General features: G+C 41.8%; 18 protein-coding genes. 12 read left to right on the top strand and 6 right to left on the bottom strand.

The window, feature by feature from the left end; translation table 11 throughout:
* The first annotated feature begins 180 nt into the window (after positions 1–180).
* The gene (locus tag ACP69X_RS16475) at positions 181–495 is read left to right on the top strand and encodes a YerC/YecD family TrpR-related protein (protein WP_024424524.1); all 315 of its coding nucleotides are present in this window, start codon (positions 181–183) and stop codon (positions 493–495) included.
* A gap of 240 nt (positions 496–735) precedes the next feature.
* Here ACP69X_RS16475 and ACP69X_RS16470 read toward each other — a convergent pair whose 3' ends face one another.
* On the bottom strand, positions 736–2316 hold the full coding sequence (locus tag ACP69X_RS16470) for an FMN-binding glutamate synthase family protein (protein WP_426052885.1): 1581 nt from the start codon (positions 2314–2316) through the stop codon (positions 736–738).
* A 139-nt stretch (positions 2317–2455) separates the two neighbouring features.
* On the opposite strand from ACP69X_RS16470, the gene ACP69X_RS16465 reads away from it, so the two are divergent.
* Positions 2456–2686 (top strand): hypothetical protein, encoded by a 231-nt coding sequence (locus ACP69X_RS16465; protein WP_041087103.1) that lies wholly within the window; start codon positions 2456–2458, stop codon positions 2684–2686.
* Positions 2687–2711: 25 nt separating this feature from the next.
* Here the strand turns inward: ACP69X_RS16465 and ACP69X_RS16460 are convergent, their stop codons facing one another.
* Positions 2712–3077, bottom strand: a complete 366-nt coding sequence (locus ACP69X_RS16460) for a DUF2283 domain-containing protein (RefSeq protein WP_041087105.1) — start codon at positions 3075–3077, stop codon at positions 2712–2714.
* Between the two features lie 274 nt (positions 3078–3351).
* On the opposite strand from ACP69X_RS16460, the gene ACP69X_RS16455 reads away from it, so the two are divergent.
* From ACP69X_RS16455 to ACP69X_RS16435, 5 genes are all read left to right on the top strand, one after another.
* Complete coding sequence (locus ACP69X_RS16455; RefSeq protein WP_041087107.1) at positions 3352–4044, top strand: heptaprenylglyceryl phosphate synthase; 693 nt, start codon at positions 3352–3354, stop codon at positions 4042–4044.
* A gap of 57 nt (positions 4045–4101) precedes the next feature.
* Positions 4102–6324, top strand: coding sequence for a DNA helicase PcrA (pcrA, locus tag ACP69X_RS16450; protein WP_024426683.1), 2223 nt, complete (start codon positions 4102–4104; stop codon positions 6322–6324).
* Positions 6325–6368: 44 nt separating this feature from the next.
* Positions 6369–8375 carry an NAD-dependent DNA ligase LigA gene (gene ligA, locus ACP69X_RS16445; protein ID WP_426052884.1) on the top strand — a complete coding sequence of 669 codons (2007 nt, stop codon included), beginning with the start codon at positions 6369–6371 and terminating at the stop codon, positions 8373–8375.
* Between the two features lie 15 nt (positions 8376–8390).
* A complete protein-coding gene (locus ACP69X_RS16440; RefSeq protein WP_041087111.1) occupies positions 8391–9587 on the top strand; it encodes a CamS family sex pheromone protein in 1197 nt (398 codons plus the stop codon).
* 128 nt (positions 9588–9715) lie between these two features.
* A complete protein-coding gene (locus ACP69X_RS16435) occupies positions 9716–10723 on the top strand; it encodes a phosphotransferase enzyme family protein (protein WP_073979903.1) in 1008 nt (335 codons plus the stop codon).
* 43 nt (positions 10724–10766) lie between these two features.
* Here ACP69X_RS16435 and ACP69X_RS16430 read toward each other — a convergent pair whose 3' ends face one another.
* Together ACP69X_RS16430 and putP are read right to left on the bottom strand one after the other, a co-directional pair.
* Entirely contained in the window at positions 10767–11459 is a 693-nt protein-coding gene (locus ACP69X_RS16430; protein WP_024424547.1) for an MgtC/SapB family protein, read from the bottom strand.
* 167 nt (positions 11460–11626) lie between these two features.
* Positions 11627–13108, bottom strand: coding sequence for a sodium/proline symporter PutP (gene putP / locus ACP69X_RS16425; RefSeq protein WP_041087115.1), 1482 nt, complete (start codon positions 13106–13108; stop codon positions 11627–11629).
* Positions 13109–13516: 408 nt separating this feature from the next.
* On the opposite strand from putP, the gene gatC reads away from it, so the two are divergent.
* From gatC to gatB, 3 genes are read left to right on the top strand one after another with little or no spacing between them, the layout of a single operon-like run.
* Positions 13517–13807, top strand: coding sequence for an Asp-tRNA(Asn)/Glu-tRNA(Gln) amidotransferase subunit GatC (gene gatC, locus ACP69X_RS16420; protein ID WP_024424549.1), 291 nt, complete (start codon positions 13517–13519; stop codon positions 13805–13807).
* Positions 13808–13821: 14 nt separating this feature from the next.
* Positions 13822–15279 carry an Asp-tRNA(Asn)/Glu-tRNA(Gln) amidotransferase subunit GatA gene (gene gatA, locus ACP69X_RS16415; protein WP_073979902.1) on the top strand — a complete coding sequence of 486 codons (1458 nt, stop codon included), beginning with the start codon at positions 13822–13824 and terminating at the stop codon, positions 15277–15279.
* A 13-nt stretch (positions 15280–15292) separates the two neighbouring features.
* On the top strand, positions 15293–16723 hold the full coding sequence (gene gatB, locus ACP69X_RS16410; protein ID WP_024424551.1) for an Asp-tRNA(Asn)/Glu-tRNA(Gln) amidotransferase subunit GatB: 1431 nt from the start codon (positions 15293–15295) through the stop codon (positions 16721–16723).
* Positions 16724–16902: 179 nt separating this feature from the next.
* Here the strand turns inward: gatB and ACP69X_RS16405 are convergent, their stop codons facing one another.
* The gene (locus ACP69X_RS16405) at positions 16903–17748 is read right to left on the bottom strand and encodes a TetR/AcrR family transcriptional regulator (protein WP_039176996.1); all 846 of its coding nucleotides are present in this window, start codon (positions 17746–17748) and stop codon (positions 16903–16905) included.
* A gap of 131 nt (positions 17749–17879) precedes the next feature.
* Between ACP69X_RS16405 and ACP69X_RS16400 the strand changes: the two genes are divergently transcribed.
* Complete coding sequence (locus ACP69X_RS16400; RefSeq protein WP_426052883.1) at positions 17880–21089, top strand: efflux RND transporter permease subunit; 3210 nt, start codon at positions 17880–17882, stop codon at positions 21087–21089.
* 31 nt (positions 21090–21120) lie between these two features.
* Here ACP69X_RS16400 and ACP69X_RS16395 read toward each other — a convergent pair whose 3' ends face one another.
* Positions 21121–22074 (bottom strand): nucleoside hydrolase, encoded by a 954-nt coding sequence (locus ACP69X_RS16395; RefSeq protein ID WP_426052882.1) that lies wholly within the window; start codon positions 22072–22074, stop codon positions 21121–21123.
* A 181-nt stretch (positions 22075–22255) separates the two neighbouring features.
* On the opposite strand from ACP69X_RS16395, the gene ACP69X_RS16390 reads away from it, so the two are divergent.
* On the top strand, positions 22256–23164 hold the full coding sequence (locus tag ACP69X_RS16390; RefSeq protein ID WP_426052881.1) for a diacylglycerol kinase: 909 nt from the start codon (positions 22256–22258) through the stop codon (positions 23162–23164).
* Positions 23165–23205 lie beyond the last annotated feature (41 nt).

Genomic DNA, 23205 nt, shown 5'->3' with positions numbered 1-23205 from the left:
TAAAGAAGCTTCGGCTTACGAAAGAACCTGACGGCATTTTCAGCGTAGAACCAAACCTGTCATGATCTGTTCAAAGCTCATTGCTGAGGTTTAAAAAAAATTAGTCAGGAAAGATACCGCTTTCTTAGAAGAAGATCGTGCGAAGCGGTGTGGCAATAGTAAAGGAGAAGATGTATTAAGATGCAAATTGATAAATTAAGGGGCAAAAGCTTAGATCAGTTATTCAACTCCATCTTATCCCTTAAAGACCTGGAAGAATGTTATCGATTCTTTGATGATTTGTGTACCATCAATGAAATCCAATCTTTATCACAGCGTCTTGAAGTAGCACGTATGCTTCGCGAGGGAAACACGTATCATAAAATTGAGACGGAAACAGGTGCAAGCACTGCAACTATCTCACGTGTCAAACGCTGCTTGAACTACGGCAACGATGCCTATACGATGGCACTTGACCGCGTAGCCGAACAGCAGGAAAATAACGAAACAAAATAAAGCAGCTTTCACTGTAAACAATCCTTTTCACGAAAAATGGACTTGTTTGCAGTTTTTTTATGAAAAGCGGGCAGGGACTGATAAATTGTCCCTGTTTTTTTAATTTAGCTCGCCCATAAACCATCTTTCTCCCTCATAGGAGATGCTATCTTCGTTGAGATGATTTTCTTAAACTCTACAGTTTGCTAACTTTATACGAAAATGTCAATAAAAAAAGGCGCGTTTCCGCACCTTTTCAAGCTAGACAGATGGCTGTGTGCCTGAGAACATCGGCACTTCGCTTGTTTCACCATTCTCCTGTCTAAAAATAATATGTTTTTCATTAAAATGAATAGGCGATTCTATTCCCGCAGCTGCGGATAAGTTAAATAAACCTTCTCTAAGAGACAGGATATAATTGCACACTCGGTATTTTTTTTCTTCAATTGATAAACCCTTTTGCAGCTTTGGATCAGTTGTGGCGACCCCGACTGGGCATTTATTCGTGTGGCAGACTTGGGCGCGAATGCATCCGACTGAAAACATGAGACCTCTAGCAATATTCACAAAGTCAGCTCCCATTGAAAGGGCAATCGCAATTTTATCAGGTGAGAGAAGCTTGCCAGAAGCAAAGAGCTTCACCTGATCTCTGACACCGTATTCTTTCAAAATTTGATGAACCATAGGGAGTGCCGTGAAAATTGGCAGCCCTGCGGAATCCGCCAATTCATGAAAGGACGCCCCTGTACCGCCTTCTCCGCCATCGACTGTAATGAAATCAGGGTGTTTGCCGCTTTTTTTCATATAGCTGGCAAGCTCTTCAATATTTTCTTTATGTCCGACAACAAGTTTGATTCCAACTGGCTTTCCGCCTATACTTCGCAGCTCCTCAATGAAATCAAACATGTCAGGAATGGAGTGGAACATCTCAAAGCGGTTTGGGCTGTCTATGGATTGGTGAGGCGGCAATTTACGGATATTCGCAATTTCTTCCGTTACTTTTTCGCCGTCAATATGACCACCGCGTGTTTTTGCTCCTTGTGCCAGCTTGAGTTCAAAGGCTTTGACTTCCTCGTGTTCGCTTTTTTTCTTGAATTCTTCAAAAGAAAATGCGCCATCCTCTGTTCTAACGCCAAATAAACCGGGCCCAATCTGACAAATGATATCTGCGCCGCCTTTGAGGTGATAAGGAGAAAGACCGCCTTCACCTGTGTTCATCCACGTACCGCCGGCCATTTTTAATCCTGAGGATAGAGCTGTAATGGCCCTGTCGCCTAAGGAGCCATAGCTCATAGCGGATTGGCCGATCAGTCCTTTCACATGGAAAGGCTTTTGACATGTGTGTTCGCCAATGACTTGTACATCCTCTTGATGGAGAAAGTAAGGATTTGCTTCGACTTCTTTGAAATGTTCACTTCTTCGCAGTAAATTGTCTTGATCAATTTGATACACTTTCGTTTTGATTTTTTCAGATTGATCGATTCGTAGTTCATCTCGCTGCTTTGGAAACAGGACGTTTCGAATGTAATAGCCTGGCTTGTCAAAATCACGTTTTGATCCAAAGCCCATTGTCCGGCTTTTGTACTTCCCAGACATGACCGCCTGTTCGTATTCTCTTCTTGAGTAGGGCAGCTCCTCTCGGTCATTCAGAAACAGATATTGGCGAAGCTCAGGTCCTATTTTTTCAAAGATAAACCGCAGCTTTCCAATGACCGGATAATTTCGTAGAACTGAATGTTCTTCTTGTTTTTCATCCCTCATCCAAATCCAGATCAATAGAATGATTGGGATGATCAAAAAAATGATTAGCAATGTGCCGATGATCATTAAGGTTGTGGTCATGAAGATCCCCTCTTTTCTCTTTCATTGCTGTTGTTATTCCACTTTTCATAAAAAGAGAAACCACATCAACATATTGTGACGTTTAGAAATGAAAAGGCGGGGTAACTTACAAATAAGATCATAAGGGGAGGGAACATACATGAATAAGCGTCCAAATACGTATGTACTTGCAGGATTAGGGGTTGGAGGAGCTGTGTTATTAGCGGTAAAAAATAAACAGCATCTGAAAAAATGGGCAAGCATGTTCCGGTCAGATGAAAAGGTTCCTGAAAAAGCCGGCCACCCAGATCCATTAGATATCCAAGACAACAAGATGGTCGACGAAGGGGCCATGACATCCGTCCATTATTTTAATGAAGCGAGACAATAGTTTGAAAAAAAACCGTTTTGAAAGATCAAAACGGTTTTTTTCTTGTGATGTTATATCGAAGAGGATCGACAATGGTAAAACCGATCAGCCCATTGTGATCAGATGTCGAGAATTGGAATTCAACGCCTGACAGATGATAGGTTGAGAGAACTTCCTGATCCGTCAAACGTAAAGAAAGATGATCCTCATAAACCGGAGCGTTCCGCAGCACTTCGGATTCTTCTGCAAATAACTCCAATCCAGCCACTCGGTCCTCTTTGTCGATATCTACATTGATACATTCATTGACATCTAATTCAATGGTTTCTTTGATTTTCAAACGCTCCGATTGCGGGGTGATATAGATGTATCCGATATCTATACTTTGTTCATATGTAATCGTTCTTTTCAAAAGAGTCACCTCTTTTCAATAGATCTTTTTTAAATCTATAGTAAAATATTCCTTTATTGTATAATAGCATGTGACAAAGTGCCAAAATATCAACCTCTTTCAGCTCCTCTCCAAGTCGATTTTTTCATCTATTCTCCAGCCATTTTATCTAAAGTCACAATCGCTCATTTTCAAAAGAATGAAACTTTTAGCTGAAGGAGGTTACCCATTTTTTGCGGTCACTGATTTTGTTATAATATTTAAATGGAATGAAACGAATGGAGGAACGTTTTTCATGTATGATGTTACCGAGTGGAAGCATGTCTTTAAACTCGATCCAAATAAAGAAATTTCCGATGAACAGCTAGAAGCGATTTGCGAATCTGGGACGGATGCCATATTAATTGGCGGAAGTGATCATGTGACAGAGGACAACGTGCTTCAATTGATGTCAAAGGTCCGCCGCTTTCTAGTGCCATGTGTGCTCGAAATCTCCACACATGAGATGATTGTGCCGGGCTTTGATCTGTATTTCATCCCGACTGTCTTAAACAGTACTCACCCTGACTGGATTGTTGGGCTTCATAAGGACGCGATGAAGGAATTCGGTGATTTGATGTCAATGGAAGAGATTGTGCCTGAAGGCTATGTCATCTTAAATGAAGATTGTAAAGCGGCCAAGCTCACAGAGGCAAATACAGCGCTGGATATCGATGACGTCAGGGCATATGCAAGAGTGGCAGAGCATTTGATGAGGCTGCCCATTTTTTATCTGGAATACAGCGGAACGCTTGGAGACATAGAGCTTGTCAAAGAAACAAAAGCAGTGCTTGATGAAACAGTTCTTTTTTATGGCGGCGGCATCGAGAATGCTGAGCAGGCAAAAGACTTCTCCCAGCATGCAGACGTCGTGGTTGTAGGAAACGTCATTTATGACAATTTCAAAGAAGCATTAAAGACAGTGGATGCAGTCAAAAAGTCATCATAGTCAAATTAGACGAAACGGGTTAAAATAGAACATAAGTTCGAATTGGCGGTGAATGGAATGAATGAAATATCGAATCATCTATTAGAAGGGCTGAATGACGCACAGAAAGAAGCAGTCAAAGCAACAGACGGTCCTTTATTGTTGATGGCAGGAGCAGGAAGCGGGAAGACACGGGTGCTCACACATCGAATTGCCTACTTAATGGCAGAAAAGCATGTGGCGCCGTGGAACATTTTAGCGATTACATTTACAAATAAAGCAGCACGTGAAATGCGTGAACGTGTCCAGGCTATTTTAGGGCCTGGCGCAGATGACATCTGGATTTCTACGTTCCACAGCATGTGTGTCCGTATTTTAAGACGCGATATTGACCGCATTGGTGTGAATCGCAATTTCTCTATTTTAGACACATCTGACCAGCTTTCAGTCATTAAAAACATTTTAAAAGAACGGAATATCGACCCTAAAAAGTTCGATCCACGCAGCATTTTAGGATCGATCAGCAGTGCAAAAAACGAACTCATTGACGCAGAGGAATACGCCAAAACAGCCGGTGATTTCTATGATCAAGTGGTCAGCGATGTCTATACAGATTATCAAAAGCGTTTACTCAAAAACCAATCACTCGACTTTGATGATTTAATTATGATGACGATTCGTCTATTTGAGCGCATCCCTGAAGTGTTAGAGCACTATCAGCGGAAATTCCAATACATTCATGTGGATGAGTATCAAGATACGAACAGAGCGCAGTACATGCTTGTGAAACTGCTCGCTCAGCGTTTTCAAAATATATGTGTTGTCGGTGACTCTGACCAGTCTATTTATCGCTGGCGCGGAGCGGATATAACAAACATTCTCTCCTTTGAAAAAGATTATCCATCCAGTGAAGTGATTCTGCTTGAGCAAAATTACAGATCGACGAAACGCATTTTGCATGCCGCAAATACGGTGATTCAAAACAATGCAAACCGGAAGCCGAAAAATCTTTGGACAGAAAATGATGAAGGGGCGAAGATTGCCTATTACCGTGCAGATAATGAATTCGGTGAGGGACAATTTGTCGCAGGAAAGATTCGTCAGCTGCATCAAAGCGGAAAGCGCAAATTATCCGATTTTGCGATCCTTTACCGAACAAATGCTCAGTCTCGTGTCATAGAGGAAACGTTAATGAAAGCCAACATTCAATACAACATTGTCGGCGGCACGAAGTTCTATGACAGAAAAGAGATCAAGGACATTTTGGCATATTTACGCCTAGTGGCAAACCCAGATGACGATATTAGTTTTGCACGAATTGTCAACGTACCAAAGCGCGGAATCGGTGCGACATCTGTTGATAAAATTGCAGCATATGCGGAGATGAATGACCTGTCTATGTTTGAAGCACTTGGTCAGGTGGATTTCATTGGACTGAGTGCACGAGCAGCCAATGCACTTGATGAGTTCAAACAGCTCATCGATCAAATGACGAACATGCAGGATTATTTATCTGTCACAGAATTAACAGAAGAAATCCTAGAGAAAACAGGCTATCGTGAAGCGCTGAAGCTCGAAAAAACGATTGAAGCACAAAGCCGCTTAGAAAATATTGACGAGTTTCTATCCGTCACGAAGAACTTTGAAGAACAAAATGAAGACAAGTCACTTGTGACCTTCCTGACAGATCTCGCCCTCGTCGCAGACATTGATAAGCTGGATGAAAATGAAGAAGAAGATCAGGATGCTGTCATCTTAATGACACTTCACGCCGCAAAAGGTTTGGAATTCCCTGTTGTTTTCTTAATGGGAATGGAGGAGGGTGTCTTCCCGCACAGCCGTTCATTAATGGAAGATGCAGAGATGGAAGAAGAGCGCCGCCTCGCTTATGTAGGCATCACACGGGCTGAAGAAGAGCTTTATTTATCAAGTGCGAAAATGAGAACACTTTTCGGCCGAACGAACATGAACCTTGAATCAAGATTCATTCGAGAAATACCAGCCGATTTATTGGACAACCTAAATGAGAAAAAAGAAACAAAAACACCGTTTGGCCAAACAAGAGAAAGACCGCAAAGACGGGGACCTGTCTCACGTCCGCAAACACAAACCATTCAAAACACAGGCGGCGGCAGTATTGGCTGGGCTGTGGGCGATAAAGCGGCCCATAAAAAATGGGGCGTTGGTACGGTTGTGAGTGTGAAAGGCAGCGGAGACAGCACAGAGCTTGATATTGCGTTCCCAAGCCCTACAGGCATTAAGCGTCTTCTAGCAGCATTTGCACCAATCGAGAAGCAATAAACTGATAGGACTGACAAAACGGATGAATTGAAAGGAAGAAGCAGATGGATAAAGAAGCAGCGAAACGCCGGATCGAGGAACTGCACCAGATTTTGAATCAATACAACTACGAATATCATACACTTGATCGTCCAAGTGTTCCTGACGCTGAATATGATGCGCGGATGCGTGAGCTGATCTCTTTGGAGGAAGAGCACCCTGATTTAAAAGCAGCGGATTCTCCTTCACAAAGAGTAGGCGGCGCTGTTTTAGACGCCTTTCAAAAAGTGCGTCACGGCACACCAATGCTCAGCCTTGGGAATGCGTTTAATGAACAGGACCTTCTTGATTTTGACCGCCGGGTTCGTCAAGCAGTCGGTGACGATATCGCATACAATGTCGAGCTGAAAATTGATGGACTCGCTGTTTCTCTCCGTTATGAAAATGGCGTGTTTGTCCGAGGAGCGACGCGCGGCGATGGAACAACGGGTGAGGATATTACTGAAAATCTCAAAACGATTCGTTCCATCCCGCTTAAAATCAAACGCCCTCTGTCGATTGAAGTGAGAGGCGAGGCATTTATGCCAAAACCTTCTTTTGAAGCATTAAATGAAAAAAGAATACAAAACGAAGAAGAGCCGTTTGCAAACCCGCGTAATGCGGCTGCAGGTTCACTTCGTCAGCTTGATACGAAAATTGCAGCGAAACGAAACCTTGATATATTCGTCTACAGTATAGCGGAGCTTGATGAAATTGGTGTTGAAACGCAAAGCGCAGGACTTGATTTTCTCGACGAACTTGGCTTTAAAACCAACAAAGAAAGACGGATGTGCCAAACGATCGAAGAAGTCATCGACCTCATTGAAACATTAAAAATAAAGCGTGCCGATTTTTCATATGAAATCGATGGAATTGTCATTAAAGTCGATTCACTCGCTCAGCAGGAAGAGCTCGGCTTCACAGCAAAAAGCCCGCGCTGGGCAGTTGCGTACAAGTTTCCAGCTGAAGAGGTCGTAACGAAGCTGCTTGATATTGAACTAAGTGTCGGACGTACAGGCGTGATTACACCAACAGCGATTCTTGAGCCTGTCAAAGTAGCAGGGACGACAGTGCAGCGTGCATCTCTTCATAATGAAGATTTGATCAAAGAAAAGGATATTCGCTATTTTGATCAAGTGATTGTGAAAAAAGCCGGCGATATTATTCCTGAAGTCGCAGGTGTCCTTGTTGATCAGCGGACAGGCGAAGAAAAGCCGTTTCACATGCCAACTGAATGTCCAGAGTGTCATAGTGAGCTGGTGCGAATCGAAGGCGAAGTGGCCTTGCGATGCATCAATCCAGAATGTCCTGCCCAAATACGTGAGGGACTCATTCACTTCGTTTCCCGTAATGCGATGAATATTGATGGACTTGGCGAGCGGGTCATTACACAGCTCTTCAAGGAACAGCTCGTTTCTCGTGTGTCCGACCTTTATCGATTAACGAAAGAAGAGCTCATTCAGCTTGAACGAATGGGCGAAAAATCTGTCGACAATTTACTGCGTTCAATTGAACAATCGAAAGAAAACTCTCTTGAGCGTTTACTATTTGGACTCGGTATTCGATTTATTGGTTCAAAAGCGGCAAAGACCTTGGCAATGCATTTCGAAAACATCGATCAATTAAAGCAAGCGACGAAAGAACAATTACTTGAAGTCGACGAAATTGGTGAAAAAATGGCTGATGCCGTCGTCACGTACTTTGAGAAAGAAGAAATACTTGATCTGCTGAACGAATTAAAAGAGCTCGGAGTCAATATGACCTACACAGGGCCAAAGCCGGTAAAAGCAGAAGAAAGTGATTCCTACTTTGCAGGAAAAACCATTGTGCTGACAGGAAAATTAGAAGAAATGGCTCGAAACGATGCAAAAGCAGCGATCGAAGCATTAGGCGGAAAGCTGGCAGGCAGTGTGAGTAAAAAAACAGACCTAGTCATTGCCGGAGTAGCAGCGGGAAGTAAGCTGACAAAGGCAGAAGAACTCAATATTGAAATTTGGGACGAAGCTAAAATGCTCGAGGAGCTAAAGAAATAAGAGGAGTGTTTTCTATTGAAAAAGTTGTTATTGCTGCTGACAATGCTCACACTGGTATTGTCAGCGTGTGCACCTTTTGGGGGAAAGGAAGAGGAAGAGGTCACACAAAAAACGGATGAAACGAAGGAAACAAAGGAAACAGCCATCATCCCGATGTACAATATCTCAGACTCCTATTACAAAATGGTGCTACCGTTTAAACAAGGAGCTGCTAGAGGTCTAACAGCGGAGCGTCTCAATACACGCTTGGACATTGATGAATTTGAAACAGGACTCATGCGCCTTGCAACAGAGTCATTTAATACAAACGACTATCTTTTCCAAGAAGGACAGCATTTAGATGAGGACACTGTTCTCAGCTGGCTGGCACGCAAAAAAACAGGCAGTGATCTGAAAAAGGCAGAAAAAGAAGATAAAGACTTTAAGAATCTAGGCTTAAATCCTGCTCTTCCAAACTCGGGTTCAACAAAGTCTAAAAATGAAAATAGTCCCATCTACTTAGCTTCGATGCTAGAGCATAATTACTTAATTCGAAAAGACAAAAACAGCTTACAGCTTGGCGGAGTTGTCATTGGTCTTGCGCTGAACTCTGTTTATTATTACCGTGAAAAGATCGGTGACCCGCAGCAAGAGGTGACCATCGATTCATCGAAAAATTCAAAGAAACTATTGGCAGAGGGTGAAAAAATCGCTGAACAAGTGGTCAAGCGCATTCGTCAAATGGACGGACTGCAAAAAGTGCCTGTCATGATTGCCCTTTATAAGCAAGCACCAAAATCATCTATCGTTCCAGGTAACTTTATCGCCAAAACAGATGTGAAAGCAGGCTCCGCTGATATCGGAAATTGGGATACGATCAAAGAGGAGAATGTATTCTTCCCTTCAGATATTGCGAAAAGCAGCTACAAAGATGATTCAGAGCGATTTGACCGCTTCAAGACAAAGGTCGAAGACTACTTCCCGAATTACACTGGTGTTGTAGGAAAAGGTTTTTATAAGAACGGCAACCTGCAAAAAATGAAAATCGAAATTCCAATGCAGTTCTATGGAAAAACGGAAGTCGTAGCCTTCACACAATATTTAACCGGAGAAGTCATGGATTACTACAAGAGTACCAATATTGAAATCAACATCACATCTTCTGATCAACAAGAAGCCTTGATCACAAAAAGTGCTGAGGACAAAGAACCGACTGTTCATATATATGACTAAATAAGAGGAATTTCCAAACTCTTGTCAAAGTATTAGTAGAAATCAAGAAGAAAGGCTGGTATGTTGATGCTCGTATAATGCTGATTACCGTCAAGAACATTTAAAAAGACGATAAAAGGAGAATCAGCATGCATAAAGAAGTAAAAGCACGATACGATGAACAGAAAGTCTTAAAGAAAGCGGCTCACTTGTATGACTTTCAGCTTGACCAAGTGACATTTCTAGCCGATGCAGAAAATTATGTGTATGAATATAAGGCAATGAATGGGGAGAATTATATATTAAAAATCACCCATACCATTCGTCGTTCACCCACATATATTTTAGGAGAAATGGACTGGCTTCGATTCCTGTCTCATCATGGTATTTCCGTAGCAAAGCCGATTTCATCAGCAAGAGGAAAAGACGTTGAAACCATTCCTGATCAAGCCGGAGGCGCATTTTTACTCCGTGTGTATGAAAAAGCACCGGGGAGAAAAGTGAATGAAGGAGATTGGAATGGGGAGCTGTTTGAAGCGTTAGGGTCCTATACAGGACGAATGCATCAAATAACAAAACAATATCAAGTAAAAGATCCTCTTTATAAGCGGCAAGAGTGGTATGAAGAGGAGCAATTAAAGCTTGAACAATATATCCCTTCTGATCAAACGGTTGTTTTGCGAAGAAAAGATGAACTAATGCAAAAGCTTCACCAGCTCCGAATTTCGAAGGATGTGTATGGGCTGGTGCATGCCGATTTGCATCACGGGAACTTTCATTATCATCAAGGAGAGATTATCGCATTCGATTTTGATGATATTGGATATCACTGGTTTATCAATGATATTAGTATTTTGCTATACAATGTTCTTTGGTATCCAGTGATTCCATATGATGATAAAGCTGAATTTACGGCAGAATTTATGAGTCATTTTCTAAAAGGCTATCGACAGGAGAATGAGCTTGATGACGCGTGGCTGGCAACAATCCCTGATTTTCTCATGCTGCGTCATATGCTTATTTATGGGCTTTTACATCAAGCATTTGATCTCCAAACATTGACTTCTGACGAAAAAGCCATGCTGTCATGTTTTCGAAAGGAAATTGAGCAAAAAACACCCATTACTCCTTTTGACTTTCAACAGCTGGCACGATAGAAGAAACCCCTTGCTGTGTTAAACAGCAAGGGGTTTTTTATGACTACACCGTATCACACTTCACGCCAACGACGCCTTCTAGATCTTTAATATCAAAGTACACATCGGTTGTATAGCGGTCTTTATGCACACGTACGCGTACTTCCATGATTGGATAGTCTTTTTCTTTTAAATCATCAATTCGTACAGAATGAATGCGGATATTGAGGGCTTTCATTTCTTTTAAAATATCGGTCATGCGGTTTCTGTCAGAAAGAGACATTCTGATGCGGATTTCTTTTTCCTGCAGGCGAATCGGTCCGATCCGCTGGAAGAGCCATGGCAGGAATTCGACACTAATCAGAATAAAGAAAAGGCTGAGGAAGGCTTCTTTATAAAATCCTGCACCGGTTGCAACCCCAAGTCCTGCTGCTCCCCAGATCATCGCAGAAGTCGTGAGACCTGAGATGACATCATTGCTTTTTCGAAGAATCACACCTGCTCCAATAAAACCAACACCAGATATAATTTGCGCCGGTAACCTGAGTGGGTCCATTTGAAGCTTAGAGACTCGAGGGAAATTGTAGGCTGCATCAATGCTGATGATGGTTAAGACGCAGGAGCTGACAGCAATGACAATACACGTTTTTAAGCCGAGGGGCTTTTTCTTCAACTCTCGTTCAAGCCCGATAATCAGCCCGATTAAGGTGGCCACGGCTAATTTTAAGACTGTATCCCATTCAATTGTCCAAAACATGCGTATCGCTCCTTTCACTTCATGTACGTTTCACAACATGTATATGATCTTCTCACAGCCCATATGGCTGCACAACTCTTATTTTATTCAGTTTCTGAAGAAAGAAAAGCTTTTTATTTTATTTAAAAAGAGAGTCATCCGCATAGGGCAGATGACTCTTCAATTCTTTATTTTGTTTCTTCCTCAAGATGATCTTCCATTTTGGTAAACAGCTTCTTAGAAGCTTTAGATGGTTTATTGGTCAAGAGGCTGACAATGATGGCAGTCAAACCACTCAAAATAAATCCTGGAACCATTTCGTACAAACCAGTTGTATTATTCAAGCCGGTTGAAATCCATGTTAACACTACAACTGCCCCTACAACCATTCCTGCAAGTGCACCGTGATGGTTCATTCGCTTCCAATATAGGCATAGAAGGATGACTGGACCAAATGAAGATCCAAAACCTGCCCAAGCATAACCAACAAGGTCAAGAATGGTATCACTTGGATTAAGTGAAAGACAAAGCGCGATAATGGCAACCACCAATACAGACATACGCCCAATCATCACTAGTTCTTTGTCTGACGCTTTTCTTCTAAAGAAGGTTCGGTATAAATCCTCTGTCATTGCACTTGCAGTCACAAGCAGCTGTGAAGAGATCGAACTCATAATCGCAGCTAAAATAGCAGAGAGTAAAAATCCAGTAATATACGGGTGGAATAACACTTTAGAAAACACAATAAAGATGGTTTCTGGGTCTGCTAAAGTGGTACTAGTCTCATGTACATAAGCTACACCGACTAATCCAACAGACAGTGAACCAATAACAGACACAATCATCCAGCTCATCCCGATACGACGTGCTGGTTTTAAATCTTTTACAGTCGTAATGGCCATGAAGCGAACAATGATGTGCGGCTGTCCAAAGTAACCAAGCCCCCATGCTAAGAAGGAAATAATGCCAATGACGCTCGTTCCTCTGAATATATCAAGCAATTTTGGATCAATTTGTTGGATATCTTGATACGTGGCAATTGGGCCACCTAATTGAGTAAAGGCAACGATCGGCACGAGCACTAATGCTAAAAACATAATGGCTCCTTGAACAAAATCAGTTAAACTCACTGCCAAAAAGCCGCCGAATAAAGTGTATAAGATCACGATACTAGAGGTTAAAATTAAACCAAATATATAATTGGCACCAAACGCAGATTCAAATAAACGACCGCCAGATACCATACCTGATGAGGTGTACAGTGTAAAGAAAATCATAATAATGACAGCTGAGACAGCTTTTAATAAAGTAGAAGAATCTTTAAATCGTTTGTCAAAAAAGTCTGGAATGGTGATCGCATCATCAGCAACCTCAGTATACGATCGTAAGCGAGGAGCTAAAAATAGATAATTCAAGTAAGCCCCACTAATCAAACCAACAGCAAGCCATCCTGACGAAAGCCCAGTTGTATACATCGCGCCTGGAAGCCCCATGAGCATCCAGCCGCTCATATCTGAAGCACCAGCAGATAGAGCTGTCACGTAAGGACCCAGCCCTCGTCCGCCCAACATATAATCATTTAAGTCATTTGTTTTTCTAAATGCATACCAGCCAATGGCCAGCATTCCAATAAAATAAATAGCTAGAGAAATTCCAATCTCAATACTCATGTTTCCATATCACCTTTTTCGTATTAATTTGACATCACCTCATTCAAAATATACAAGAACATTCCAATCGTCTGTCTGCTCACTGCTATGGTTACTTAACCTAACAGAGTATTCCCTGCTGATCAACCTTCTTAAACCTCTTTCTTACATAAAAAAATGCATAAATGATTGATAAGAATCTATATGTAAGCGTTATCAAATACATTTAAAAGAAAAAATTTTCTGATAAATAATCAATTTCTGATACAAATCATTTTCATACTTTCTGGTTTTAAGGGTGATGGGGAGAATGGCTACCTTCTCAAGCCTGAGTAAAGTTGCTTTAGAACAGTAAAATTTGATATGATAAAGTGTATATGACTTATGATCATGACCACGATCACGCATCATTTTTGGAGGTGAACCTGCATGTCAAGAATTTCAATAGAAGAAGTCAAGCACGTTGCGCATTTAGCAAGGCTTGCGATTACAGAAGAAGAAGCTGAGATGTTTACAGAACAGCTTGATAGCATCATTTCATTTGCAGAGCAGTTAAACGAGGTAGATACGGAAAACGTTGAACCTACTACACACGTATTAAAAATGAAAAACGTCATGAGAGAAGATGTTCCGAATAAAGGTCTTTCCATTGAGGCAGTCGTCAAAAACGCGCCTGATCATAAAGACGGCTATATTCGTGTGCCATCAATTTTGGACTAAAGGAGGCCCGAGACATGTCACTGTTTGATCACAAAATTTCTGAATTAAAAGAGCTTTTACATAAAAAGGAACTGTCTGTTTCTGATTTAGTGGACGAGTCTTATAAACGAATCAATGAAGTAGACGGGAAAGTACAAGCATTCCTTGCATTGGACGAAGAAAAAGCTCGTGCGTATGCAAAGGAATTGGACGAGGCAGTTGGTGAAAAGGACGAGCTTGGCCTATTGTTCGGTATGCCAATCGGTGTGAAAGATAACATTGTTACAAAGGATTTGCGTACAACAGCTTCAAGTAAAATCCTGCAAAACTTTGATCCAATTTATGATGCAACCGTTGTGAACCGCCTAAGAGACGCAGAAGCAGTCACAATTGGTAAATTAAATATGGACGAATTCGCAATGGGATCTTCTACGGAGAACTCAGGCTTCAAAGCGACGAAAAACCCATGGAATTTAAACACAGTTCCAGGCGGATCAAGCGGTGGATCAGCAGCTTCTGTTGCAGCAGGTGAAGTACCGTTCTCACTTGGATCAGATACAGGCGGTTCTATTCGTCAGCCGGCATCTTTCTGCGGGGTTGTGGGTCTTAAGCCGACGTATGGCCGTGTATCCAGATACGGATTAATCGCGTTTGCTTCATCATTAGATCAAATTGGTCCGATTACGCGTAATGTAGAGGACAATGCCTATGTTCTTCAAGCGATTGCTGGTGTCGATCAAATGGACGCAACTAGTGCAAATGTCGATGTCCCAGATTTTCTTTCTTCATTAACTGGCGACATCAAAGGTCTGAAAATCGCTGTGCCGAAAGAATATCTTGGCGAAGGTGTTGGCGAGGAAGCAAAAGAGTCTGTTCTTCAAGCGTTAAAAGTATTAGAAGGACTTGGTGCTTCGTGGGAAGAAGTGTCTCTACCGCATTCTAAATATGCGCTTGCGACTTACTACTTACTGTCTTCTTCAGAAGCATCTGCAAACCTTGCACGTTTTGACGGCATCCGCTATGGCTACCGTACAGACAATGCAGACAACCTGATTGATTTATACAAAAATACTCGTTCTGAAGGTTTCGGAGACGAAGTGAAGCGCCGTATCATGCTTGGTACATTCGCGCTAAGCTCAGGATATTACGATGCGTACTATAAAAAAGCGCAAAAAGTCCGTACATTGATCAAAAAAGACTTTGAAGATGTTTTTGAAAAGTATGATGTCATTGTAGGGCCAACAACGCCAACTCCTGCATTTAAAATTGGTGAAAAGACAAGCGATCCATTGACTATGTACGCAAACGATATTTTAACGATCCCTGTTAACCTTGCAGGCGTTCCAGGAATCAGTGTGCCTTGTGGATTTGCAAATGGCCTTCCGTTAGGACTGCAAATCATCGGCAAGCACTTTGACGAAGGAACAGTGTACCGCGTGGCTCACGCTTTTGAGCAAGCAACAGATCATCATAAAGCAAAACCTGAACTGTAAGGGGTGAATCAGAATGAACTTTGAAACGGTAATTGGACTTGAAGTCCACGTAGAGCTAAAAACACAATCGAAAATTTTCTCAAGCTCGCCGACACCTTTTGGTGCAGCTGCCAACACGCAGACAAGTGTCATCGACCTTGGGTATCCTGGCGTACTGCCTGTACTGAACAAAGAAGCGGTGAACTTTGCGATGAAAGCGGCTATGGCACTGAACTGTGAAATCGCAACAGATACAAAATTTGACCGTAAAAACTACTTCTATCCTGATAACCCAAAGGCGTATCAAATTTCTCAATTTGATAAACCGATCGGTGAAAACGGCTGGATTGAAATTGAAGTAGAAGGTAAAACAAAACGAATCGGTATTACGCGTCTCCATTTGGAAGAGGATGCAGGGAAACTGACGCACACAGGCGACGGTTACTCCCTCGTCGATTTCAACCGTCAAGGAACACCACTTGTTGAAATCGTATCTGAGCCAGACATTCGGACGCCAGAAGAAGCGTATGCTTATTTAGAAAAATTAAAATCCATTATTCAATATACAGGCGTTTCTGACTGTAAGATGGAAGAAGGCTCACTTCGCTGTGATGCTAATATTTCTCTTCGCCCAATCGGCCGTGAAGAGTTTGGTACAAAGACAGAGCTCAAAAACTTGAACTCATTTGCTTTCGTACAAAAAGGCCTTGAATTCGAAGAGAAGCGTCAAGAGCAAGTATTGCTTTCTGGCGGCTTGATCGAGCAGGAAACACGCCGTTATGACGAAGCGTCTAAAAAGACAATTCTCATGCGCGTTAAAGAAGGCTCTGATGATTACCGCTACTTCCCAGAACCGGATTTGGTGGAGCTGTACATTGATGACGAGTGGAAAGAACGCGTAAGAGCATCCATCCCAGAGCTTCCAGACGAGCGCCGCAAACGCTACATCGATGAGCTTGGACTTCCTGCATACGATGCAATGGTACTCACGCTGACGAAAGAAATGTCTGATTTCTTTGAAGCGACCATTTCAGAAGGTGCAGAAGCAAAACAAGCATCGAACTGGCTCATGGGTGAAGTTTCTGCTTACTTAAACTCTGCTCAAAAAGAGCTAGACGATACAAAGCTAACGCCGCAAGGGCTGGCTGGTATGATCAAGCTTATTGAAAAAGGAACGATTTCCTCTAAGATTGCGAAAAAGGTATTCAAAGAGCTTATCGAAAATGGGGGAGATGCAGAAACAATCGTCAAAGAAAAAGGACTTGTCCAAATTTCTGACGAAGGTGCACTGCTCAAACTTGTCACAGAAGCACTTGATAACAACCCGCAATCCATTGAAGACTTTAAAAATGGTAAAGACCGCGCGATTGGTTTCTTAGTCGGACAAATCATGAAAGCATCGAAGGGCCAAGCTAACCCGCCGATGGTGAACAAGATTCTCCTTGAAGAAATCAAAAAACGCTAAATAGTAAAAAACCGCCTGATGAAAAAGGCGGTTTTTTTGATTGAAATGACAGGGTCTTACTATAGATTCGGACCACAGCCGTATATCAATTTAGAGATACTTTTCTTATAATGAAGCATAAGCGAAAGTGCACATTCGAAGGGGGAAAGGTGAGCTAAATCAAAAAACAGCACGTTATGTTACTGAAGAAACAGCCTCAATTGTTCCACTGCTCTTAGAACAGCAGGATCCTCGCACTTTTCTAAATTCGTCAGCATTCCTTGGATGACTGGCTTACGAGGTTCAGCTTTTGCCAGCTCTTCTTCAATCACTTCAATGGATACAACGGTATCATCAGAAAGCAGATGCTCCAGCTTTAACAAACGAAGCTCCTCTTGAAGGGAAGCAGCACTAGGCGCTTCATCGTCCCAAATGGTTTGCTTCAAAATCGGCTTCGTCTGAGAACGAAGCAATCCTTGAACCAGATCATCAAACCGTTCGAGTATAAAGGATGAGAGCTCATCAAATGATAATTGCATTTGATCCTGTAAAAGCAGAACCTGCACATACGATTGGATAATTCCTTGAATCATGACTGACAGGTCAGTTATATATGGTTCGATCTCCTGTCCATAAGTGGTCAAGATGGAAATTTGAATTTCATCATTCATTTGCTTTTTCACAGTTTTTGAATACTTTTTAATTTGCTGGTTTTCCGGAATAATGTTCTCGCTGAGGATCAGAATGATAAAATCTTTGTTCTCAGCAAAATGCTGAAACTGTTCAGCAATTTGTTTCTGAAAGATCTCTCTCGGCGCGAGATGCTGATTTTCTTTTCGAATCGTTTCGATAGTTTGCATCGAAGTGTCGATATAATATTCAAACGCTCGGTTGAAAAGCTGTTCTTTTGATTTGAAATGTAAATAAAATGCGCCTTTTGATATTCCGCATTCATCTGCAATTTCCTGAATGGTCGTAGAAGAAAAACCCTTTTTCGCAAACAATTGGATGCTTGCTTTAATGATTTTTTCTTTTTTTTCGTTCATGAAATAAGGCCCCTTCAGCTTTAGAATGTTACGTCAAACGCAAGTGAAATGGTTGACGGCATTGTATATCACCGTTTATTATGATATAGAATGACCAGTCAGTCAATACATAAAGGAAAATGGAGGATATAATGAATTCGATCATCAATTTTGTATTAAAGAATAAGTTCGCTGTATGGCTCATGACGATTATCGTAACAGTTGCTGGTCTATATGCCGGATTGAATATGAAACAAGAATCAATCCCAAATATCAACACTCCAGTCATTACGGTTTCTACAACGTACCCTGGCGCAACGCCGGACGAAGTATCAGATAAGGTGACAGATCCAATTGAAAAGTCAATTCAAAACCTCAATGGGGTCAGCGTAGTCACTTCTAATTCTTTTGAAAATGCATCATCCATTCAAATCGAGTACGATTACAGCAAAGACATGGATGAAGCAAAAAAGGAAATTGAAGATGCGATTAGCAATATTGATTTCCCTGAAAATGCAGAAAAACCTAAAATCGCACGCTTTAGTATTAATGCGATTCCAATCCTAGCTCTTAGTGTCTCAGGTGATAAAGAATCATTACAAGACCTTACACAAAAAGTAGAAAATGACCTCGTTCCTTCACTTCAAGGGTTAGACGGTGTCTCTTCTGTTGAAGCTTCAGGACAGCAAATCAAAGAAGTAGAATTTTCGTTTAAAGAAAAGAAACTAAAAGAATACGGTTTAGATGAAGAAACCGTCCAAAACATGATCAAAGGCTCTGATGTGAATGTACCATTAGGTCTATACACATTTGGCAACAAACAAAAATCAGTTGTCGTGGATGGCAATATTTTAAGCGTCAAAGATTTGAAAAACATGCGAATTCCAGTCACACCAAGTGCTGGCGGCGGTGCGGGAAGCGCTGGAGCGGGAGCACCATCTAGCAGCGCAGGTGCGCAAGGTGCCGACCAGCAGGCGGGAAGTGCAAGTCAGCAGCAAGCAGCAGCACAGCAGCAAACAGGTGCAGCAAGCAGTCAATCTGTAGAGCTGCCAACGATCAAGTTGTCTGAGATTGCAGATATTAAAGTCGTCAAAGAGGCAGAATCGATCTCTAGAACGAATGGGAAAGACAGTATCGGTCTGCAAATTGTCAAAGGCTCTGATGCCAACACAGTGAGTGTTGCAGAAGAAGTGACAAAAGAGCTTGAGAAATTCAAAAAAGACAACAAAGGAATCAAAGTAAGCACCACATATGATCAAGCAGAGCCTATTAAAGAGTCTGTCAGCACAATGCTGAACAAGGCGATCATCGGAGCAATCTTTGCGATCATTATCATTCTCTTGTTCCTGCGAGATATCAAATCAACATTAATCTCGGTCATCTCCATTCCGTTATCTCTGTTGATTGCTGTCTTACTATTAAATCAGCTGGATATCACGTTAAATATCATGACACTCGGGGCCATGACCGTCGCCATCGGGCGTGTTGTCGATGACTCGATAGTGGTCATAGAAAATATCTATCGACGAATGGCGTTAAAGGATGAACCGTTAAAAGGCAAGGCACTCGTCAGAGAAGCCACAAAAGAAATGTTTATCCCAATCATGTCTTCAACGATTGTGACAATTGCGGTATTCTTACCGTTAGCATTAGTAGGTGGAATGATTGGTGAACTATTCATCCCATTTGCCTTAACAATTGTATTTGCTTTACTTGCTTCACTGCTTGTCGCCATTACAATTGTTCCAATGATGGCACACACTCTATTTAAAAAGAACCTGTACGGCACAGCGAAAAAGGTAAAAGAACATAAACCAAGCAAGCTTGCTGGTGGTTATAGACGTGTACTTAATTGGACGCTCAACCATAAATGGATCACATCAGGAATTGCCATTCTTATGCTTGTTGGAAGCTTATTCTTAGCACCACTTGTCGGTGTCAGCTTCTTACCACAGGAAGCAGAGAAAACGGCGATGGTGACATATACACCTGAACCTGGACAAACGAGAGAGCAAGCAATTGATGAAACGAAAAAAGCTGAAGAATATTTGATGAAACGTGACCATGTCAATACAGTTCAGTATTCTCTTGGCTCTTCAAATGCCATGACAGCAAGTGTTGGGGGTAACTCTAACGGTGCATTATTCTTCGTACAATATGACGAGGACACACCGAATTTTGATAAAGAAAAAGATCGTGTAGTCAAAGCCCTGCAAGACAAAGCGTCTAAAGGGGAATGGAAATCACAAGACTTCTCATCTGCTGGCGCCAGCAATACTGTGACGTACTATGTGTACGGTGACAAAGCAAGCGATATTGAAGGCACAGTAAAAGATGTTGAGAACATCTTAAAAGATGAGAAAAACTTGAAAAATGTCAGCACAAGCTTATCTGAGAAATACGACGAATATACGTTTAATGCAGATCAAGAAAAACTGGCGAAACTAGGTCTAACTGCTTCACAAATCGCTCAAGCGATTGCACCTCAAAATAGTGAAACAACACTGACGAAAGTCACAGAGGACGGCAAAGAACTTGATGTGAAGCTTCAAACGGAAAAAGATGAATATAAGAGCAAAAAAGATTTAGAAAATAAAAAGATTACCACACCAACAGGGCAAGAAGTCCGAATTGGTGATGTCGTCAAAGTAAAAGATGGGACGACAGCAAATACGGTGACAAAACGTGATGGAAAAATCTACGCAGAAGTGTCTGGTGATATGACAACAGACGACGTCTCAAGCGTAACGCAGGATGTTCAGAAGAAAGTCGACAAGCTTGATCTGAAATCCGGCGTAACGATTGACACAGGCGGCGTAAGTGCGGATATCCAAGAATCCTTTACACAGCTTGGTCTTGCAATGCTTGCAGCAATTGCCATTGTGTATCTCGTTCTCGTCATCACATTTGGCGGAGGTCTTGCACCATTTGCAATTCTCTTCTCACTTCCATTTACGGTTATAGGCGCTCTCGCTGGATTGTTTATAGCAAAAGAAACCATCAGCTTAAATGCCATGATTGGATTGCTTATGCTGATCGGTATCGTTGTAACAAATGCCATTGTCTTGATTGACCGCGTGATTCATAAAGAACAAGAAGGTCTTTCAACAAGAGAAGCGTTACTTGAAGCAGGTACAACAAGATTACGTCCAATCTTAATGACGGCTCTTGCAACGATTGGTGCACTGCTACCACTCGCATTAGGATTTGAAGGCGGAAGCCAGATCGTATCAAAAGGACTTGGTGTTACCGTAATTGGCGGTTTAACAAGTTCTACACTACTCACATTGGTCATCGTACCAATCGTGTATGAAATGTTAAGCAAGTTTAGACGTAAGAAAAAGTACGCAGAAGAAGAGTAAGAGGAAGCCCCGTCTATTGGCGGGGCTTTTTTTATTTTGAAATCTGGCAAATAGCTTTTCTCATAAGTTCTTCAAATGCGTGGAAAAAGGCATCACGATCGACATGGTCAATCACTTGAATTGATTTTCCATCTGGATGCTCTTCTGTCCGTCCTTGCTTTGGCGTCTCGGTATAAACGATCGCATTCACTTCTTTTGAACGGGTAAATGATGTAGAAGCAAGAGTAATTGTCGTCAGCACGTCCCATAAGTAATACGTCGAATTGGTTTCATGATGAATGAGCGGCGGACAAAAGGCGTAGCACTGTCCGATAAAATCTATTCCAATATGAGAACGAAGAGAAGCCCAGCGCTGACGTACATCAAGTGTAAGCGGGACTTGATTTGTACTTTCAAGTGCGACCATTTCAATAGGAAACGGTTCCTGAAAGACAGTGCTCACAGCATAAGGATCCCAAAATGCATTCCATTCTGCTGTCCCGTCATGCTCGGGTTCTTCAACATTGCCTTTTTCAAGGAACGTGCCGCCCATCCACACCAATTTCTCAATTTTGTTAGAGATTGAAGGATCTTCTTCTAAAGCGCGTGCAAGATCTGTGAGCGGACCAGTAAAGAGCAGGGTGACAGGTTCTTTTGCCTTCTTAACTGTTTCAATCAGATGAAGGTGTGCTGGCAGCTTGGACACCTTTGTATCAACAGTACCTTTTTCATTTAAAATTGGCAGAGCATCTACATAGAAAGCATGCATACGCCACTCCTTCGGAAATGGATTGACGCCTCTAGAAGTTGAAGCAGCGACTTCAATTTCATAAGGGCTGAAGCGATCAATGATTTTTTGAGATGCACTGAGCGCAGGCTCTAAATAACAATCAGCAGGAATTACAGACATTCCGATGACCTCCAGATGTTCCATTTGAAGGAGAAGAAATAAAGAGACGAGGTCATCAACACCGCCGTCATGATTAAAATAGACAGGCTTTTTCATCGCATATCATCCTTTACAGCGTTTTCTTTTATCTTATCAGAATGCTTTCTTACTGAGTGAAATGTGCTTGGAGATTTTACATATTAGGTGGTTGTTTTGTTGCCATTTTCAAATCTCATAGTATAATTAAAGGTTGTTAGTGGTGAAAATAGATTGCATAATGAATATAGGATGATGATGAATGAAACGTGCTCGAATTATATACAATCCGACATCTGGGCGTGAACTCTTCAAGAAGAATTTACCGCAGGTTTTGCAAAAATTTGAACAAGCTGGCTATGAAACTTCTTGTCATGCGACGACATGTGCAGGAGATGCCACGCAAGCAGCAGAAAAAGCCGCACAGAGAGATTTTGATTTAATTGTAGCAGCAGGTGGAGACGGCACGATCAATGAAGTCGTCAACGGACTAGCACCGCTTGAAAAAAGACCAAAACTAGGAATTATTCCAGTTGGAACGACAAATGATTTCGCAAGAGCACTTGGAATTCCACGAGAAGGTGTTTTGAAAGCGACAGATGCCATTATTGAGGGTGTAGCGAAGCCGCTTGATATCGGTAAAGTCAATGGCCATTATTTTATTAATATTGCTGGCGGCGGCCGGTTAACAGAGCTCACCTATGAGGTGCCTAGTAAGCTGAAGACCATGCTTGGACAGCTTGCTTATTATTTAAAAGGCATGGAGATGCTTCCATCTATCCGCCCGACAGAAGTCGAAATTGAATATGACGGCAAATTGTTTCATGGAGAAATCATGCTGTTCCTTGTTTCACTCACAAACTCAGTTGGCGGCTTTGAAAAACTAGCGCCAGATTCCATTTTAGATGATGGAATGTTTGATCTTATTATTTTAAAGAAGGTCAATTTAGCAGAAGCCATTCGAGTGGTCAGCCTTGCTCTCAGAGGCGAGCATATTCATGATAACAATGTCATCTACGCAAAAGCGAATCGCGTAAAGGTAGATGTAAAAGATAAAATGCAATTGAATTTAGATGGTGAATACGGCGGCATGCTGCCAGGTGAATTTGAAAACCTGTATCGCCATATTGAATTTATTGTGCCAAAAGCAACAGTTGAAAAAATAGGGTGAAGACTGAACTTGGTTCCTTATGGCGGCCAAGTTTTTCTTTG

This window comes from Bacillus sp. DC4300-2b2, from assembly GCF_049895685.1.
In the GTDB taxonomy this organism is placed as follows: domain Bacteria; phylum Bacillota; class Bacilli; order Bacillales; family Bacillaceae; genus Bacillus; species Bacillus safensis.
The sequence above is the reverse complement of the archived record's forward strand: the minus strand, read 5'-3'. Positions and strand labels throughout refer to the sequence as shown.